This is a genomic window from Reyranella sp. (assembly GCF_965279465.1).
Lineage (GTDB): Bacteria > Pseudomonadota > Alphaproteobacteria > Reyranellales > Reyranellaceae > Reyranella.
This window is the reverse complement of the sequence record NZ_OZ257242.1, coordinates 7,923,406-7,940,367: the sequence shown is the minus strand read 5'-3', so window position 1 is coordinate 7,940,367 and position 16,962 is coordinate 7,923,406. Positions and strand designations below refer to the sequence as shown.

Here is a 16,962-nt window from a genome sequence, read left to right as displayed (position 1 = left end):
GAGACATCGCCGGTTCCTTGAGGCACGATGCGCGCCGGAGGAACATATGGCGCATGCGCTTCGCGAGAAGGCCGCGGTCAGCGGCATCGGTGAGACGGCCTACACACGCGGCACCCAGAAGAGCGGGCTTGCCCTGCAACTCGAGGCCAGCCTCAAGGCGATAGAAGACGCTGGCCTGAGCCCACGCGACATCGACGGCGTCGTCCCCTATTTCCCGGGCGGAGCAATCGCCGAGGACTTCATCGCCAATCTCGGACTGCCCGATCTTACGCTCTCGCTGTTCGTGCCGATGGGCGGGGCGACTTGCGTTGCCGCGATCCAGAGTGCGGCGATGGCCGTGGCGACCGGAGTCTGCAAGAACGTTCTGATCGCGGTCGGCCGCACCGGCTATTCCGGCGCGCGCGTGTCGACCCGCCTGCAGCAGTTTCCGCAGTTCGCCCTCGCCAACGAGTTCGAGGCGCCGATCGGCATGTTCGCGCCGGCCCAGCTCTACGCCCAGGGCGCGCGGCGGCACATGGAACTCTACGGCACCACGCCGCGGCAGTTCGCCGAAGTGGCCGTAACCATTCGGCAGCACGCGATCCTCAATGGCAATGTGGTGATGAACAAGCCGCTCACCGTCGAGGAGCATCATGCCTCGCGCATGATCTCCGATCCGTTCCGGCTGTTCGACTGCAGCCTCGAAAGCGACGGCGGCGCGGCGATCATCATCAGCGCCGCAGACCGCGCCCGCGACCTGCGAAAGCCGCTGGTGACGGTCATGGGCGTGGCCGAGGGCCATCCCGAATCGCCGGCCTCGATCGCACAGCGTCCGGACCTGCTCGACTTCGGCCTCGTGAAGGCAGCGAAACGCGGTTACGCGATGGCCGGTGTCGGCCCGAAGGACATCGATGTCGCCGAGGTCTACGACTGCTTCACCTTCACGGTGATCCGCCAGCTCGAGATCCTGGGTTTCTGCAAGGAAGGCGAGGGCGGGCCGTTCGTGATGGACGGCCGCATCGGGCTGGGCGGCGAGCTGCCGATCAACACCCATGGCGGGCTGCTGAGCCAAGGCCATGTCGTCGGCCTCAACCATGTGATCGAGCTGACCCGCCAGTTGCGCCGCGAGGCGGGCAAGGCGCAGGTGAAGGACGCGGAGGTTGGCCTCGTCACGGGCTACGGCGACATGGGCGACGGCTCGCTCGCCATCCTGCGGAGGGCGGCATGAGCACCGCGCCGACGCCCGCGCCATTGCCCGAACGGCCCCTGCCGACGCCGACGCGCGAGAGCCAGCCCTATTGGGACGGCATGCGCGAGGGCCGCTTTATGCTCCAGCACTGTGCGTCGTGCGGAAAGGTGCGGCACTATCCGCGTCCGGTCTGCCCTCACTGCTTCTCGATGGAGAGCGAGTTCCGGGAAGCGCCGCTCGGCGGCACGATCCACGCCTGGACGGTATGCCATCACCCGTTCAATTTCTTCTTCAAGGCTCAGGCGCCCTACATCGTGGCGCTGGTCGACATGGATGCCGGGGTGCGCGTGAATGCGCCGTTGCGCGGAGTCGATGCGGCGGGGCTCAAGCTCGGCCAGAAGGTGCGGCTGCAGTTCGAGCCGGTCAGTAAAGAGGTGACGCTGCCGTTCTTCGTCGCGGCGTAACGAAGGAAATCAGGGAGGACTGAAGTGAAGCGTTCGACATTCCTGGCCGCCGCGGTGTCGGCGGCGCTGCTGCCGCTTGCCGCGACGGCACAGACCGACTGGCCGACCAAGCCGGTCACCATGGTCGTCCCCTATCCGCCGGGCGGCGTGAACGACGCGGTCGCTCGCGTCTATGCCGACAAGCTGACGGCGATCCTCGGCAAGACGGTGCTGGTCGACAACCGCGCCGGCGCCGCGACGACGGTCGCCTCCAACTTCGTCGCCAAGGCGCCGCCTGACGGCTACACGATCTATGCGGGCGGCACGTCGCTCGTGATCAATCCGACGCTCCAGGGCAACGTTCAGTACGATCCGCACAAGAGCTTCGAGCTCGTCTCGCTGATGTCGTTCACGCCGTTCATCCTCCAGGTGAACGCAGACTTCCCGCCCAAGACGATGCCCGAGCTGATCGCGTACGTGAAAGCCAATCCGGGCAAGTTCAACATCGCGAGCTCCGGCATTGGCGCGATGAATCACATGTCGGCCGAGCTCCTCAAGGCGCGCGCGGGACTGCAGATCACCCACGTGCCCTACCGCGGCGGCGCGCAGGGCGGCCAGGACGTGGCGGCCGGCAATGCGCAGATGATGTTCTCCGCCTCGCTCGAGGCCAAGCCGTTCCTCGATTCGAAGAAGACGCGCGCGATGGCGATCTCGAGCCTGACGCGCTCGCCCGCCTTCCCGGACATACCGACGGTCGCGGAGGCCGCGAACCTGCCCGACTTCCAGTCGATCTTCTGGCAGGTCATGGTCGTGCCGGCCGGAACGCCGAAGCCGATCGTCGACAAGCTGCGGGCCGCCATCGTGAAGGTCGCCGCCGACCCCGAGGTGATCGAGCGCTTCAAGATCCAGGGCGTCGAAATCAAGAGCCTGACAGGGGAGGAACTCCAGGCGTTCTATCTCAAGGAAGAGAAGGTCTGGACGACCCTGATCAAGGAACAGGGGATCAAGGGCGAGTAGCCCATCCGCGCGCTATTCCTTCTTCAGGAAGGAGGCGATCGCGTCGGCGGCTTCCTCGCCGTAGAGGTCGAGGAAGAAATGGCTGGCGCCGTCGATGACGACCGGTTTCACCTCGGACGGCAGCTTGGCGGAGAGGTCGGGCACGACCTCGTCCTTGCCGGCAACGACGACCAGCGTCGGATGGCCGGTCTTCGCTGCCAGGCTCGGCCGAACCTCCGCGTAGCCGTCGAGGAAGGTCGCGTTCAGCACCGGCGCCTGCTTGCAGGTCAGGAAGTCGATCGTGCGCTTCTGCAGCGGCTGTTTGCGGGCTGCTTCGATCTCGGGGGCCAGCGGATGGCCGAAGGCGCGCTGGTAGATTTCCGCCTGCTCGTCGGCCGTGGCGAAGGCCGGTGCGAGGAGCACCACGCGGCGAGCCCGCGCCAGTTCCGGCGCGAAAGACGCTACCTGCGCTCCGCCACGCGAGAAGCCGAGAAGGTCGACCGTCCTGGCGCCCTGGCCGGCAAGCCATTCGAGCCAGAGGCCGACTTCGCGCTTGGCGCCGGCGATCGCATAATCGTGCACGACATCGCATTGCCGGGTGCGCTGGCGGTCGTCGACGCCGAGCGACAGGGTGATGGCCAGGGAGCCGACGCCCCTCGCCTTGAGGTTCTTCTGGAGTGTCGCGATCGTCTCCTGGCCATGCCAGGAGAGCGTGCCGTGGACAATCAGGACCACGCCGTCGGCCGCCGTCTTCCCCGCCGGCAGTTCCAGGTTGCCGTTCAGCCTCTGCAGGCCGGGCTTGATCTGGACGGGCTCGGCGTGTGCGCCACCGCTCACGGCCGCCAACAGGAACAGTGCCAGGCAAAGGGGCTTGCGCATGGCCGACAATCTATCACTTGAATCCCGACGAAACGTCAGCAATCTCCAGCCTCACAGAGTGGGAAGACGGTCATGAGAAAGACAACGTTCGCACTGTCCGTGTCGATTGCCGCCATTCTTGTCGCAGGCAGCGCATCGGCCCAGAGCGGCAACGAGGCACGCGGCGAGCGGCTGTTCAACCAGCAGTGCAAGGCCTGCCATACGCTGAACAAGGACGGCGCCAGCACCGTCGGCCCGAACCTGCACGGCCTGATCGGCCGCAAAGCGGGCTCGGCGGAAGGCTACTCGTCGTCCGATGCGATGAAGAACTCCGGCATCGTCTGGGACGACAAGACGCTCGTGGAGTATCTGAAGAACCCGAAGGGCCGCGTGCCCGGCACCAAGATGGTCTACGCCGGCCTGAAGCAGGAAGCCCAGCAGGCAGACATGATCGCGTTCCTCAAGAAGGCGACGCAGTAGGTGCGTCTGCTCGCATCGCTCGTTGCGCTCATGATCTCGACGGCGCCGGCCTTTGCCCAGGCGCCGCTGGCTCTGGATGGTTCGGCCGCGCCCTCGCCCTGGCAGCGCTATCCCGGCTGGAACAAGACCAACTGGGATAACTACAACACGCTCGCCAATCCCAGGGCGACGCCGGCCAGCGGCAGCGAGATCATCGTCGACAAAGTGACGGGCGACGCGGCAAAGGGTCAGCAGCTCGCCTTCGATCGCAGCCGCGGCGGCGGCTGCCTCGCCTGCCACGTGATGGGACCCCGGACGCAGGAAACGCCGGGCAATGTCGGGCCGGATCTCTCGGAGATCGGCAATGCCGGCCGCACCGACCAGTGGCTGTTCAACTACCTGTTCGATGCGCGGGTCTATAATCCGAAATCGGTCATGCCGCCCTGGGGCAAGCACGGCTTCTACAGCGAGGCCGAGATCCGGGACATGGTCGCGTTCCTCAGGACGCTGAAGACGCCGGCAAGGTTCGCCAATCCGCTCGACGATCCCGAGAAGCGGCCGATGCCGGTGGAAGACCGCGACGCGCTCGATCCGTTCGTGAATCCTGCCGCCGAGCGCATCGAGGCCGGTGCGGCGCTGTTCAAGCAAGCCTGTGTCTCCTGCCACGCCACACCCGAGACCAGCTTCAAGCGCTGGGCGGTCGAGATGCCGAAGTGGGAGCCGCGCTTGAAGAAGGTGCTCGGCGTGGAGGAGTTCATCACCCGCCACGCCAAGGCGACCGCCGGCAAGGACTGGCTGATGCAGTCGCGCGACAACACCGACATGTCGGTCTATCTGCACAGCCTGGCCAACGGCGAGGCGATCAAGGTCGATCTCTCCTCGGCCGACGCCAAGGCCGCTTACGACCGCGGTGTGAAGCTCAGCGAGCTCAAGGTGGGCCAGTTCGACTTCGCCTGCGTCGATTGCCATGGCCAGGCGGCCAACAAATGGATTCGCGGCCAGTGGCTTGGCGAGCCGAAGGGCCAGTTCGATCACTTTCCGTTGTGGCGTACCAGCCGCAACGAGATCTGGGACATCCGCAAGCGCTTCGAATGGTGCAACGTGCAGGTGCGCGCCAACGAGCTGCCGCCCGACGCCGTTGAATATGGCGAGCTCGAGCTCTATCTGCGCAAGATGAACGAGGGGCAGAAACTCACCGCGCCGAACATCCGGCACTAGGGGAACCATGGTTGCTTCGACACTGACACGACGGACGGCGCTGGGGACGGTGATGGCGGCCCTGGCGGGCGCGCTGGTCGCCCGCAACGCCTTCGCCACGCCCGACCAGGCGAGGGACTGGATCGCCGCGATGGCCAAGGGAACACCCAAGGACGGGAAGGTGAGCCTCAAGGCACCGGAGATCGCGGAGAACGGCAACGCCGTGCCGCTCACCGTCTCGGTCGAGAGCGAGATGAGCGAGAAGTCCTACGTCAAGGCGCTCTATATCGCGGCTGACGGCAATCCCAGTCCGGGCGTCGCCGTCTATGAATTCACGCCGCTCTCCGGCAAGGCCGAGGTCGCGCTGAGGGTGCGCATGCAGCAGACCCAGAAGCTCGTCGCCGTCGCGGAGATGAACGACGGCACGCTCTACACGGCAAGCCGTGAAGTGAAGGTCACCATCGGCGGCTGCGGCGGCTGAGGAGGAAGACATGGCTGACGACATCAAGCCGCGCCTGCGCGTGCCGGCCACCGCCAAGAAGGGCGAGCTGGTCGAGGTCAAGACGCTGATCACCCATCCGATGGAAACCGGCCTGCGCAAGGACGCCGACGGCAAGCTCGTGCCTCGGCTGATCGTGAGCGCGCTTGCCGTCACTTATAACGGCAAGCCGGTGCTGAACGCCAAGCTCGAGCCGGCGGTGGCGGCGAACCCTTACCTCTCTTTCTTCGTGAAGGTCGAGGAGAGCGGCACGCTCAAGTTCACCTGGACCGACGACAACAAGCAGAGCTGGACCGCCGAGAGCAAGATCGAGGTAGCGTAGCACGGTCATGTCATGCTCTTCCGAACCGCGAGCCTCCGGCTCGCTCATGAAGCTGAGCGAGCCGGAGGCTCGCGGTCCGGAAGAGCATGAGGGTTCCCATCTTTGTGGTGAGGCATGAGCCTCGGCCGCCGCGAGCTGCTGCAGGTCGCGGCTGCGACCGCGGCGCTGGGGGCGAGTCGCGCGGGATTCGCCCAGCGGCGCGAACCGACGCAGGAAGATCTGCTGCGCTTCAAGCCGACGGGGCAGGTGACGCTGCTCAACTTCACCGACCTGCATGCCCAGCTCGTGCCGCTCTACTTCCGCGAGCCGTCGGCCAATCTCGGCGTCGGCGCGGACAAAGGCCTGCCGCCGCATCTCGTCGGCGAGAAGCTGCTGGAAGCCTACAAGCTCGGCCGCGGTAGCGCCGAGGCCTATGCGCTCGCCTGTACCGACTTCGAGGGGCTCGCGCGAACGTACGGCCGGATCGGTGGGCTCGACCGGATGGCGACCCTGATCAAGGCGATCCGAGCCGAGCGCGGCGACAAGGTGCTGCTGCTCGACGGCGGTGACACATGGCAGGGCAGCTACACCGCGCTGCAGAGCAAGGGCGCCGACATGGTGCGCCTGATGAATGCGTTGAAGCCGGATGCCATGACCGCTCACTGGGAGTTCACTTACGGAGCCAAGCGCGTCGAGGAGCTGGTCAAGGAGCTGAAGTTTCCCTTCCTCGCCGGCAACGTGAAGGAGGCGACCTGGGGCGACCCGGTGTTCCAGCCCTCCGCGGTGTTCGAGCGCGGCGGCCTGCGCGTCGGCGTGATCGGGCAGGCGTTCCCTTACACGCCGGTCGCCAACCCGCGCTACCTGATCCCCGACTGGTCGTTCGGCATCGAGGAAGAGAAGATCGCCGCCAACGTCGAGAAGCTGCGTACCGACAAGGTCGATCTGGTCGTGTTGCTGAGCCACAACGGGTTCGACGTCGATCGCAAGCTGGCCGGCCGGGTCAAGGGCATCGACGTGATCCTGACGGGCCACACGCACGACGCATTGCCCGCGCCGGTCAAGGTCGGCGACACCCTGCTGATCGCCGCCGGCAGCCACGGCAAGTTCCTGGCGCGGCTCGATCTCGAGGTGCGCGACAGGCGCATCCAGAGCTACGAGTTCCGGCTCATCCCCGTGCTGTCCGAAGCGATTGAGCCCGACCCCGACATGGCGACGATGATCCGCGAGGTGCGCGAACCGCATCTCGACAAGCTGCACAAGGTTCTGGGCCGCACCGATTCGCTGCTGTACCGCCGCGGCAACTTCAACGGCACGTTCGACGACCTGATCTGCCAGGCGCTGCTCGCCGGGCGCGACGTCGAGATCGCGCTGTCCCCGGGGTTTCGCTGGGGCGCGAGCCTGCTGCCCGGCCAGGAGATCACGGGCGACGATCTCTTCAACCAGACGGCCATCACCTATCCTGCGGCGTACCGCACCGAGATGACGGGCGCCTATCTCAAGGAGGTGCTGGAGGACGTGGCCGACAATCTGTTCAATCCCGATCCCTACTACCAGCAGGGCGGCGACATGGTGCGGGCGGGCGGGCTCGCCTACACGCTGACCATCGACAGACCGGCAGGCCAGCGCATCTCCGACATGGTCCTGCTGCGCACCGGCGAGAGGATCGATGCCAGCCGGAAGTACACGGTGAGCGGCTGGGCCTCGGTCAACGAGGGCACCGAGGGCCCGGCGGTCTACGACGTGGTGGCCAAGCATATCGAGCGCGAGAAGACGGTGCGCCTTCAGCCGAACCGACACGTGAAGGTCGTCGGTGCCGATTCGGCCGGCATGACCGAGGAGCGTCAATAAGGCAGCGTCCTTGCCGTTCCCAATGGTCTTTCACCGCGAGGCATTGTCGGGCGAGCGGAAGTAGGCGAGCGAACCCAGCACCAGCCCGCCGGCCAACGTGCCGAACACCACGCGATAGGCGAGGTCGCTCGCCCCGAAGGCCTCGACGATGTAGCCGGTGACGGCGGGCAGCACGGTGAGGCCGAGGCATTGCGCCAGGTTCACGGTGGTGACGGCGCGGCCACCGAGCCGGTCGGGGAACAGCGTCCGGCCCTGCGCCACGATCACCGTGCCGAAGGCACAGAAGAAGCAGACCGCAACCAGCAGGGCGATGGTGACGGCGAGCGACGGCCGCGCGATCAGCGCCAGGGCCAGGAACAGGCTCGCCGAAATGTAGGTGCCGCCGATCACGACCTTCTTGCGCGACTTCAGCACGCGATCCATCGGGCCGTAGGCCAGGATGCCGAGGACCTGGGCGATGCCCATGGCGAGCAGCACGTTGCCGCGCTCGACGCCGTCGAGCTTGTGGACATCGAACAGATACGGCCCGCCCCACACGCCGAGCACCGTCAGCATGGTGGCATAGGCAAAGAAGTGCATCGACAGCAGCGGCAGCAGGCCGGGCGTACGCCACACTTCCCACAGGCCGCGGAACACGTCGCGCAGAGACTCCTTATGCGTCGCTGGCAGTGCCGATCCCGGCGGCCGGTCGCGCACCACGGCATAGAACAGCGCGACGACGATGAGCGTGATCGCGGCGAGGCCCAGGAACCCGTTGCGCCAGCCGACGGTGGCGGCGATCCAGGCAAGCGGCGTGGCCCCGGCCAAGGTGCCGAGGTTGGACGCGGCGAATACCCAGGATAACGCCGTCGCGAGCCTGGCCGGCTCGAACCAGCGCGCGCACAGGAACACCACCGACATGAAAGAGGCGGCACACCCCAGCCCCATGACGACACGGGCCGCGATCAGGTCGGCGGCGTCGGTGGCGTGCGCCATGCCGACCGCCCCCACGACCGCGAGCAGCGACACCGCGGACACCGTGCGCCGCGCACCGAACCGGTCGAACCACAGCCCAACCGGAAGCTGAACGGCGAACAGCGCGAGAAAGAACGCGCTGCCCGCCCAGCCAAGCTCCCGCGCATTGAGATGGAGGTCGCGCACGAGGTCAGGCGCGATCACGGAATTGGAGACGCGATAGAACTGGCTGAGGCAAGTGATTGCGATCAGCAGCAAAAGCAGCGGCACTTTGGAGGCCATCGGTGCCCGCGTATCACGCAGCAAGCGGACTGTCCTTCGGTGCGGACCGAAGCATCAAGCTTGCAAGTTGCAGCTGAGGAGCCTCGCTAATCAATCGGCAATTCACGAATCCGCACGCGCGTGTCGTCGACGACGACAACTGCTCCCGCTTCCAACGCCAATGTTGCGACACGCAGAGCTGCTATCAGGCGTTCGATCTGATCATGCGCACGAGGATCCGTTAGACGGTAGATGACGACGCTTGGGAACGCTGCGCGAGCGTCGAAAACGAGCCGCGCAAAGTCGAGATCGAAAGTCAGGATCACGCGTCTTTCATAGATCGCTCGTGCAAAGATTTCTTCGTCGGGCATGCGCTGCATGCCGATGTCTCGCAGATGGAGGACGTCATGCCCCTTTAGGCGAAGATGCAGCACAACAGAATAAGCTGACCCCCATATCGGCAAGGAAGCGCATCCTGGGGCTAGGAAGCGATCACCTGCTCTCGAGTCAGCCACGCCGCATACTGGAGGGCCTGCGAAATATCCTCGCGCTCAAGATCGGGGTACTCTTGCAGGACTTCGTCGTTGGATGCTCCGTAGGCGATTTGGGACACGATCACAGACACTGGAATGCGCATGCCCCGGATGCAGGCACGCCCGCCCATGATCTTAGGATCGAAGGTGATGCGGTCGAACATGCTCTAACTGTACTCCCGCGGCCGGGGGATGGCCAACCCGCGATGACGGCGTATGATCGCGCCATGGCACGCACCCTTGGAATCATCACCGTCGGCCAGGCGCCGCGGGACGACATGGCCGACCTCTTCGCCGAGCACGCGCCGCCCGGCACGAAGGTCATCCTGCGCGGCGCGCTCGACGGGCTGAGCGAGGCAGAGATCGACGCGGCGACGCCGGAGAACGGCCCCGATACGCTCTACACGAAGCTGCGCGGCGGCCGCGACGTGAAGCTCTCCAAGAAGGCGGTCATCGCGCGCTCGCCCGAGGCCTTCGCCAAGCTCCGGGCCGACGGGTGCGACGTGCTCGTCTATGCCTGCACCGGCGACTTCCCGCCGATGGAGGGCGACGAGGGCATTCTGTTCCCCTCGCGGGTGTTGAGCGGCCTCGCGGCCGGTCTGCTGCCGCGCGGCCGGCTCGGTCTGCTGATTCCCGTCGCCGAGCAGGCCGAGAAGCTTGGCGCGAAATGGTCGCGGCCGGGACTGGAGGTCTTCTCGGAGGCCCTGGCGCCGAGCGCCGATGCGCGCGACGCCGAGGCGGCGGCGCAGCGCCTTGCGGCCAAGAAGCCCGATCTGGTCGCGATGGATTGCATGAGCTATTCGCCTGAGACCAAGGCGCAGGTGAAGCCCGCGCTCGGGGTGCCGACTCTGCTCGCGATCACCGCGACCGGTCGCGTGCTGCGTGAGATGCTGGATTAGCCCTCGCGCGTGGCGGAGACCAGCAGGAACGTCGGCCGGCGGTGGTCGATCTTCCATTCGGGATGGGCGGCGATCTGCTCGCGGCTCGCGCCCCATTCCTCGACGCGATCGATGGCGAAGCCCGCGCCGATCAGCAGATTGAGATAGGTCGCGAGCGTGCGGTGCTGCTTCACGACACCCTCGGCGAGCCAGTCGCTCGTGCGCGGGCCCTCGTCGAGATAATCCGGGCCGGGCTCGGTATAGAGCGGATGTTCGGCCGAGAAGACGAAGTGCCCACCCGGCACCAGGGCGTGATGGACCGTGGCGAACAGCGCGCCGAGGTTCTTCAGGTAATGCAGGGTGAGCGAGCTGTAGGCTAGATCGAATGCGCCTGTCGGAAGATCGAGCGATTCGAGATCGGCCTGACGATAGAGGATGACGTTGTCCGACGTCGTTTCTCGTGCGCGGGCCAGCATGTTCGCCGACACGTCGAGGCCCAGCACGTCCTGCGCCCCCGCCTCGCGCGCGAAGCGGCAGAACCAGCCGAAGCCGCAGCCGAGATCGACCACGCGCTTGCCGTCGAAATCCGGCAGCAGAGACCGGAGCGTTGGCCATTCCGGCGCGCCGTCGAGTCCGTCGACGGAGCGCCTGAGCTGGCTGTAGCCGGCAAAGAATCCGGCATTGTCATAGATATTTTGCGTCACTTCACAGAGGCGGCGGCCTTCGCTTGCCGAATGGCGAGCGCAAGCGCCGCGCCGAGATCGGTGAGAAGCTTGGCTCCGACCTCGTCGGTGAACTTGCCGTCGACGAACTTGGTGTGCGCCGCACCGATCATGACCTCGGGCTTGTTGACCATCCGGCCATCGAGGAAAATCATCATCTGGCGCAGGTGATATTGCGCGCGGGCCGTGCCGAGCGGGCCGCCCGAGGCGCCGAACACCGCCATCGGCTTGCCGGCAAAGGGCTGTGGCGTCATGCGCGACAGCCAGTCGATGGCATTCTTCAGCACGCCCGACACCGAGTAATTGTATTCGGGCGATGCGAACACGATGCCGTCGGCGGCGAGCATCGCCTTCTGCGCGGCCTGCACCTTGTCGGGGAAGCCCTGCGCCTGGATGTCGGCATCGTAGAGCGGCCAATCGCCGATCTCGATCGTCTCGATCGTCGTGCCCGCCGGCGCGCGCTCGGTAAACACCTGCAGCGCCATGCGGTTGAACGAACCTTTGCGCAGGCTGCCACAGAAGGCGACTAACTTGATTGGCTCGGACATTGCGTAGGGTTCCTTTGTCAGGCGGGAATCAGCGGGCTACATAGAAGCCGCAGGGGAGATTGGCAACGCAATGCCGCTACGCGACATCACTTCGGACGACATTGAATCTCTCGCCGTCGGCGCATGGGTGCTGGGAACCGGCGGTGGCGGCAGTCCCTATCTCGGTCTGTTGAACATGCGCGCCCTCTACAAGGAGGGCCATCGCGTGCAGCTCATGCCGGCGTCCGAGCTCGCCGACGACGACTGGGTCGCCGCGGTGTCGAACATGGGCGCGCCGCTGGTCGGCCAGGAGAGGCTGACCGACAGCCGGACCATCGCGCGCGCGGTCGAGCTGATGGAACGCCACATCGGCCACGAGTTCCGCGGGATCATGTCGCTCGAGATCGGCGGCGGGAATTCGATCCAGCCGTTGATGGCGGCCGCGCACCTGAAGCGCCCGGTGATCGACAGCGACATGATGGGGCGCGCCTATCCCGAGGCGCAGATGACCTCGATGGCGGTCGGCGATCTCGTGCCCTGTCCCCTGACGACGGTCGATGTGCGCGGTCTCGAATCGGTTGTCGAGAAAGTGCCGACCTGGAAATGGATGGAGCGGGTCAGCCGCAAGATCTGCGCCGAGTACGGCTCGATCGCGTCGACCTGCAAGGCGCCGCGCACCGGCGCGGAGGTGAAGAAATGGGGCATCCACGGCACCACGACCAAGGCGATCGCAATTGGCGCGGCGGTGCGCGAGGCGCAGCGCAAGCATGAGGATCCGATCGCGGCCATCCTGTCCGTCGAGCCGGGCAAGCTTCTCTACAAGGGCAAGGTGATGGACGTCGAGCGCCGCGCGACAGAGGGATTTCTGCGCGGCCGCACACGCTTCGACGGCATCGACGAGTTCCGTGGTGCTGTGATGGAGATCAACTTCCAGAACGAATGGATCGTGGCCTGGGTGGACGGCAAGCCCATCGCGATGACGCCCGATCTGATCTGCGTGCTCGACTCGGTTTCGGGCGAGGCGGTTGGCAGCGAGACCATCCGCTACGGCCAGCGGGTCACGGTGATCGCGCTGCCGTCGCCGCCGGTATTCCTCTCGCCCAAGGGCCTGCAGCACGTCGGCCCGCGCGCCTTCGGCTACGACCTCGAGTTCAAGAGTGTGTTTGCGTGAGCCTGCGCGCGCTTTCCATCGACGATATCGAATCGCTCGCCGTCGGGGCCTGGATTCTCGGCACCGGCGGAGGCGGCAATCCGTATTTGCCGCTTCTGAACATGCGCGCGCTCTACAAGGAGGGCCATCGCGTTCAGCTTATGCCGGCGGCTGACCTTGCCGACGACGATTTGGTGGCCGGCGCGGGCGGAATGGGCGCGCCGTTGGTGGGCGCAGAGCGCATGGGCGACCCCCACACGCTCACGCGCGCGGTCCGGGTCATGGAAGCCCATATCAAACGCAATTTTGCGGCCCTGATGAGCGTGGAGATCGGCGGCGGCAATGGCGTGCGGCCGCTCATGGCGGCGGCGCTCATGAAGCTGCCCGTGGTCGACAGCGACCCGATGGGGCGCGCTTACCCCGAAGGGCAGATGTCGTCGACCGCCATCGGCGGCCTGGCGCCTTGCCCGATCAGCCTGGTCGATGTGCGCGGCCTCGAAAGTATCGTGCACAGCACGCCCAATGCGAAGTGGACCGAGCGGGTGGCGCGCAAGATCTGCATTGAGTACGGCTCGACCGCCACCATGTGCACGCCGCCGCGCACCGGCGCGGAGATCAAGAAATGGGGCATCCACGGCACCACGACCAAGGCGATCCGGATTGGCGAGGCAGTGCGCCGCGCTCAGCGCCTGCACGAGGATGCGGTGGCGGCGATCCTGGCTGCCGAGCACGGTGTGCTCCTGTTCAGAGGCAAGGTGATCGACGTGGCGCGCCGGGTGACCGAAGGCTACCTGCGTGGCGTCCTGCGCGTCGATGGCGTCGACGAGTTCCGTGGTGCTGCGTTGCGCATCGACTTCCAGAATGAATGGATCGTCGCCTATCGCGATGAGCAGCCCCTCGCCATGAGCCCCGACCTGATCTGTGTGCTCGATACGGTGTCGGGCGAGGCCGTCGGCAGCGAGACGATCCGCTACGGCCAGCGGGTGACGGTGATTGCCTTGCCGCCGCCGGCGATTTTCCTGACGCCCAAGGGTCTAGAGCATGTCGGTCCGCGCGCCTTTGGTTACGACCTCGATTTCAGGAGTGTGTTCGCGTGAGCCGGCGCGATCTTTCCATGGACGACATCGAATCGCTGGCTCTCGGCGCCTGGATCCTGGGCACGGGCGGCGGCGGCAATCCCTATCTGCCGCTGCTCAACATGCGCGCGCTCTACAAGGAAGGCCATCGCATCCAGCTCATCGACGCCGCCGACCTCGCCGATGACGACTGGGTGGGGACCGTCGCCAACATGGGCGCGCCGCTGGTCGGTCAGGAGCGGCTGATCGACAGCCTCACGCTGGCACGCGCCGTGTCGGTGATGGAAAAGCATATCGGCAAGCGCTTTGCCGCGCTCATGAGCATGGAGATCGGCGGTGCCAACGGCGTGCGGCCACTGATGGCGGCGGCGCACCTCAAACGGCCGATCGTCGATTCGGACACGATGGCTCGCGCCTATCCCGAATTGCAGATGACCTCGGTCGCGATCGGCGGGCTGAAACCCTGTCCGGTCAGCGTCGTCGACGTGCGCGGCTTCGAAAGCATCGTGCACAAGGTGCCGACCTGGAAATGGGCCGAGCGGGTCGCGCGCAAGATCTGCACCGAGTATGGCGCATCCGCCGCGACCTGCCAGCCGCCGCGCACCGGGGCGGAGGTGAAGGAATGGGGTATCCACGGCACCGTGACCAAGGCGATGACGCTTGGCGCGGCCGTTCGCGAGGCGCAGCGCCGGCATGACGATCCGATTGCCGCCATCCTGGAAGTCGAGCCCGGCAAGCTTCTCTTCCGGGGCAAGGTGACGGACGTCCAGCGCCGGGCCGCCGAGGGCTGGCTGCGGGGTGTGGTCCGGTTCGACGGCTTCGACGACTGGCGCGGCTCGCAGATGAGCATCAACTTCCAGAACGAGTGGATCGTGTCGTTCCGCGATGGTGAGCCGCTGGCCATGACGCCGGACCTGATCTGCGTGCTCAATTCGGATACCGGTGAAGCGGTCGGCAGCGAGACGATCCGCTACGGCCAGCGGGTCACGGTGATCGCCCTGCCGCCCCCCGACATCTTCCTTTCGCCGAAGGGGCTGGAGCATGTCGGCCCGCGCGCCTTCGGCTATGACCTCGATTTCAGGAGCGTGTTTTCAGCATGAGACGCATTGGCATCGACGTGGGTGGCACCAATACCGACGCCGTCCTGATCGAAGACGGCAAGGTTTCCGGCGCCGTCAAGGCGCCGACCAGCGAGGACGTGACCACCGGTATCCTCGACTCTCTCAAGAGCCTGTCGGGGACCGGCGTCCTGAATGATGCTGGCGGCACGCTGAAGAAGCTCGACGGCGTGATGATCGGCACCACGCATTTCATCAACGCCGTGGTGCAGCGCCGGTCCCTGACCAAGGTGGCGGCGCTCAGGCTGGGCATGCCGGCCTCGGCGTCTCTGCCGCCGTTCTGCGACTGGCCGGAAGATCTCGCGGCGCTGGTGCGCGGCGGCGTGTGGATGGTGGAAGGCGGCCACGAATACGACGGCCGGCCCTTCATGCCGCTCGACGAGGCGGCGGTGACCAAGGCGGCCAAGGAGATGAAGGCGGCCGGCCTCAAGTCGGTTGGCATCTCGGCGATCTTCTCGCCGCTCGATCCGAGCCATGAGCGGCGGGCCGCGGAGCTGGTGGCCAAGGTGATTCCCGATGCCGTCATCACCTGTTCGTCCGATCTCGGCCGCATCGGCCTGCTCGAGCGCGAGAACGCCGCGCTGCTGAACGCGGCGCTGGCCGATCTGTCGCGCGAGACGATCGCCGCCTTCGAGAAGGCGATCAAGGATTCGGGCATCGCCGCGCCGCTGTTCATCACCCAGAACGACGGCACCGTCGCCGAGGCAGCCCAGGCGCGTCGCCTGCCAGTCTACAGCTTCGCCTCCGGTGCGACCAACTCGATGCGCGGCGCCGCCTATCTGTCGGGCCTGGCCGACGCGATGGTAATCGATGTCGGCGGCACGACCACCGACGTGGGCCAGCTCAAGAACGGATTCCCACGCGAGGCCAATTCGGTAGTGCAGGTCGGCGGCGTGCGTACGCTCTTCCGCATGCCCGACCTGCTGTCGATCGGCCTCGGCGGCGGAAGCCATGTGCAGCTCGATCCGCTCAAGGTCGGGCCGGTGTCGGTCGGCTATCGCCTGCTGAAGGAAGGCATCGCCTTCGGCGGCAAGCAGCTCACCACCACCGACATCGCCATCGCTTCGGGCGTGCTGACGCTCGGCGACAAGCAGAAGGTCGCGCATCTCGATGCGGCGACCTGCAAGAAGGTGTTCGATGAAGCCGCGCGCCTGGCCGAGGAGGCGATCGACCGGATGAAGACCGAGGCGGGCGACGTGCCGCTGATCGCGGTCGGCGGCGGCGCTTTCCTGATCCCCGACAAGCTGCCGGGTGTGTCCAAGGTGATCCATGTGCAGCACGGCGATTGCGCCAATGCCGTCGGCGCCGCGATTGCCCAGGTCTCGGGCGAATGCGACCAGATCTTCAAGGACCTGAGCCGCACCGATGCGCTGGCCGCCGCGCAAGGCATCGCCAACGATCGCGCCGTGGCGGCGGGTGCCGCGCGTGCCTCGCTCGCGACGATCGAGAGCGAGGACATGCCGTTGGCCTACCTGCCCGGCAATTCCGTGCGGGTGAGGGTGCGGGTCGTCGGCGACGTCGCCGCGTCGTAGAACGCTTCGGAGTCAAAAGGCCGTCTGACCGCCGCGGGAAAGTCGCGCCGCAGGAAATCGGCGTGGTGGTCGATGCAATGAAGCGTGTCGGCATACAGTTGCCCGATCGCCGTCGCATAGGCGACGAGCGCGCGCTCCGCAGCGCCGGGCAGAATCCCCGAGCAATGGTGCGACCATGCTGCCGAGGCTCACTCCAAGGTCCTCGCGCACGATGAGGCCGAGTTCCGCGTCGCCGCCGAGGAATGCTGGAGCGTTGCCCGGCGCGTGCTGCGAGAGAAATGCCGTCGCCACCCATTCCTTGACCAGCCCCGTCTCGAAGGCTCCGGCATCCTGTGGCCTGTAGTCCTCGTCGCGCGTCGCCTTGATGATGACCGAGCGAGACGGTGCGGACGCACGCAGGATGAGGTTGCGTCTGTCGTCGCTACTCAGCGGTGTCGTGCTG

General features: G+C 66.3%; 19 protein-coding genes. 13 read left to right on the top strand and 6 right to left on the bottom strand.

All coding sequences use genetic code 11. The annotated features are described in order from the left end of the window. Positions 1-46: 46 nt before the first annotated feature. From ACQY8M_RS38710 to ACQY8M_RS38700, 3 genes are read left to right on the top strand one after another with little or no spacing between them, the layout of a single operon-like run. A complete protein-coding gene (locus ACQY8M_RS38710; protein WP_428667973.1) occupies positions 47-1,207 on the top strand; it encodes a thiolase family protein in 1,161 nt (386 codons plus the stop codon). Then, the gene (locus tag ACQY8M_RS38705) at positions 1,204-1,632 is read left to right on the top strand and encodes a Zn-ribbon domain-containing OB-fold protein (protein WP_428667971.1); all 429 of its coding nucleotides are present in this window, start codon (positions 1,204-1,206) and stop codon (positions 1,630-1,632) included. Before ACQY8M_RS38710 ends, ACQY8M_RS38705 begins: the two co-directional genes overlap by 4 nt. A 24-nt stretch (positions 1,633-1,656) precedes the next feature. Then, entirely contained in the window at positions 1,657-2,628 is a 972-nt protein-coding gene (locus ACQY8M_RS38700) for a Bug family tripartite tricarboxylate transporter substrate binding protein (RefSeq protein WP_428667969.1), read from the top strand. 12 nt (positions 2,629-2,640) lie between these two features. Here ACQY8M_RS38700 and ACQY8M_RS38695 read toward each other — a convergent pair whose 3' ends face one another. Continuing rightward, positions 2,641-3,486: an alpha/beta hydrolase gene (locus ACQY8M_RS38695; RefSeq protein ID WP_428667967.1), complete on the bottom strand. Its 846-nt coding sequence runs from the start codon at positions 3,484-3,486 to the stop codon at positions 2,641-2,643. A gap of 72 nt (positions 3,487-3,558) precedes the next feature. Between ACQY8M_RS38695 and ACQY8M_RS38690 the strand changes: the two genes are divergently transcribed. The 5 genes from ACQY8M_RS38690 to soxB all read left to right on the top strand — a co-directional run bounded on the left by ACQY8M_RS38690 (position 3,559) and on the right by soxB (position 7,769). After that, the gene (locus tag ACQY8M_RS38690; protein WP_428667965.1) at positions 3,559-3,945 is read left to right on the top strand and encodes a c-type cytochrome; all 387 of its coding nucleotides are present in this window, start codon (positions 3,559-3,561) and stop codon (positions 3,943-3,945) included. Further along, positions 3,946-5,142, top strand: a complete 1,197-nt coding sequence (gene soxA / locus ACQY8M_RS38685; protein WP_428667963.1) for a sulfur oxidation c-type cytochrome SoxA — start codon at positions 3,946-3,948, stop codon at positions 5,140-5,142. Between the two features lie 7 nt (positions 5,143-5,149). Then, positions 5,150-5,602, top strand: coding sequence for a thiosulfate oxidation carrier protein SoxY (gene soxY, locus ACQY8M_RS38680; protein ID WP_428667961.1), 453 nt, complete (start codon positions 5,150-5,152; stop codon positions 5,600-5,602). A gap of 10 nt (positions 5,603-5,612) precedes the next feature. Further along, positions 5,613-5,942: a thiosulfate oxidation carrier complex protein SoxZ gene (gene soxZ / locus ACQY8M_RS38675; RefSeq protein ID WP_428667959.1), complete on the top strand. Its 330-nt coding sequence runs from the start codon at positions 5,613-5,615 to the stop codon at positions 5,940-5,942. 114 nt (positions 5,943-6,056) lie between these two features. Beyond that, entirely contained in the window at positions 6,057-7,769 is a 1,713-nt protein-coding gene (soxB, locus tag ACQY8M_RS38670) for a thiosulfohydrolase SoxB (protein ID WP_428667957.1), read from the top strand. A 30-nt stretch (positions 7,770-7,799) separates the two neighbouring features. On the opposite strand, the gene ACQY8M_RS38665 is transcribed toward soxB, so the two are convergent. The 3 genes from ACQY8M_RS38665 to ACQY8M_RS38655 all read right to left on the bottom strand — a co-directional run bounded on the left by ACQY8M_RS38665 (position 7,800) and on the right by ACQY8M_RS38655 (position 9,681). Further along, positions 7,800-9,029: an MFS transporter gene (locus ACQY8M_RS38665; RefSeq protein ID WP_428667955.1), complete on the bottom strand. Its 1,230-nt coding sequence runs from the start codon at positions 9,027-9,029 to the stop codon at positions 7,800-7,802. Between the two features lie 62 nt (positions 9,030-9,091). After that, positions 9,092-9,418, bottom strand: coding sequence for a DUF5615 family PIN-like protein (locus ACQY8M_RS38660; protein ID WP_428667953.1), 327 nt, complete (start codon positions 9,416-9,418; stop codon positions 9,092-9,094). Positions 9,419-9,465: 47 nt separating this feature from the next. Next, positions 9,466-9,681 (bottom strand): DUF433 domain-containing protein, encoded by a 216-nt coding sequence (locus ACQY8M_RS38655; RefSeq protein ID WP_428667951.1) that lies wholly within the window; start codon positions 9,679-9,681, stop codon positions 9,466-9,468. Between the two features lie 63 nt (positions 9,682-9,744). Here ACQY8M_RS38655 and ACQY8M_RS38650 point away from each other — a divergent pair, with 63 nt between their 5' ends. Further along, positions 9,745-10,416, top strand: coding sequence for an AroM family protein (locus ACQY8M_RS38650; protein ID WP_428667949.1), 672 nt, complete (start codon positions 9,745-9,747; stop codon positions 10,414-10,416). Here ACQY8M_RS38650 and ACQY8M_RS38645 read toward each other — a convergent pair. Both ACQY8M_RS38645 and ACQY8M_RS38640 read right to left on the bottom strand, forming a co-directional pair. Beyond that, entirely contained in the window at positions 10,413-11,099 is a 687-nt protein-coding gene (locus ACQY8M_RS38645; RefSeq protein ID WP_428667947.1) for a class I SAM-dependent methyltransferase, read from the bottom strand. The genes ACQY8M_RS38650 and ACQY8M_RS38645 overlap by 4 nt on opposite strands. Next, on the bottom strand, positions 11,096-11,665 hold the full coding sequence (locus tag ACQY8M_RS38640) for an NADPH-dependent FMN reductase (RefSeq protein ID WP_428667945.1): 570 nt from the start codon (positions 11,663-11,665) through the stop codon (positions 11,096-11,098). The genes ACQY8M_RS38645 and ACQY8M_RS38640 overlap by 4 nt, the downstream gene beginning before the upstream one ends. Positions 11,666-11,735: 70 nt before the next feature. Here ACQY8M_RS38640 and ACQY8M_RS38635 point away from each other — a divergent pair, with 70 nt between their 5' ends. The 4 genes from ACQY8M_RS38635 to ACQY8M_RS38620 are packed head-to-tail and all read left to right on the top strand — an operon-like array spanning position 11,736 to position 16,520. After that, positions 11,736-12,815, top strand: coding sequence for a DUF917 domain-containing protein (locus tag ACQY8M_RS38635; RefSeq protein WP_428667943.1), 1,080 nt, complete (start codon positions 11,736-11,738; stop codon positions 12,813-12,815). Continuing rightward, the gene (locus ACQY8M_RS38630; protein WP_428667941.1) at positions 12,812-13,891 is read left to right on the top strand and encodes a DUF917 domain-containing protein; all 1,080 of its coding nucleotides are present in this window, start codon (positions 12,812-12,814) and stop codon (positions 13,889-13,891) included. Before ACQY8M_RS38635 ends, ACQY8M_RS38630 begins: the two co-directional genes overlap by 4 nt. A 17-nt stretch (positions 13,892-13,908) precedes the next feature. Further along, positions 13,909-14,970, top strand: a complete 1,062-nt coding sequence (locus tag ACQY8M_RS38625; protein ID WP_428675602.1) for a DUF917 domain-containing protein — start codon at positions 13,909-13,911, stop codon at positions 14,968-14,970. Beyond that, positions 14,967-16,520, top strand: coding sequence for a hydantoinase/oxoprolinase N-terminal domain-containing protein (locus ACQY8M_RS38620; RefSeq protein WP_428667939.1), 1,554 nt, complete (start codon positions 14,967-14,969; stop codon positions 16,518-16,520). Before ACQY8M_RS38625 ends, ACQY8M_RS38620 begins: the two co-directional genes overlap by 4 nt. The last annotated feature ends 442 nt before the right edge of the window (positions 16,521-16,962 follow it).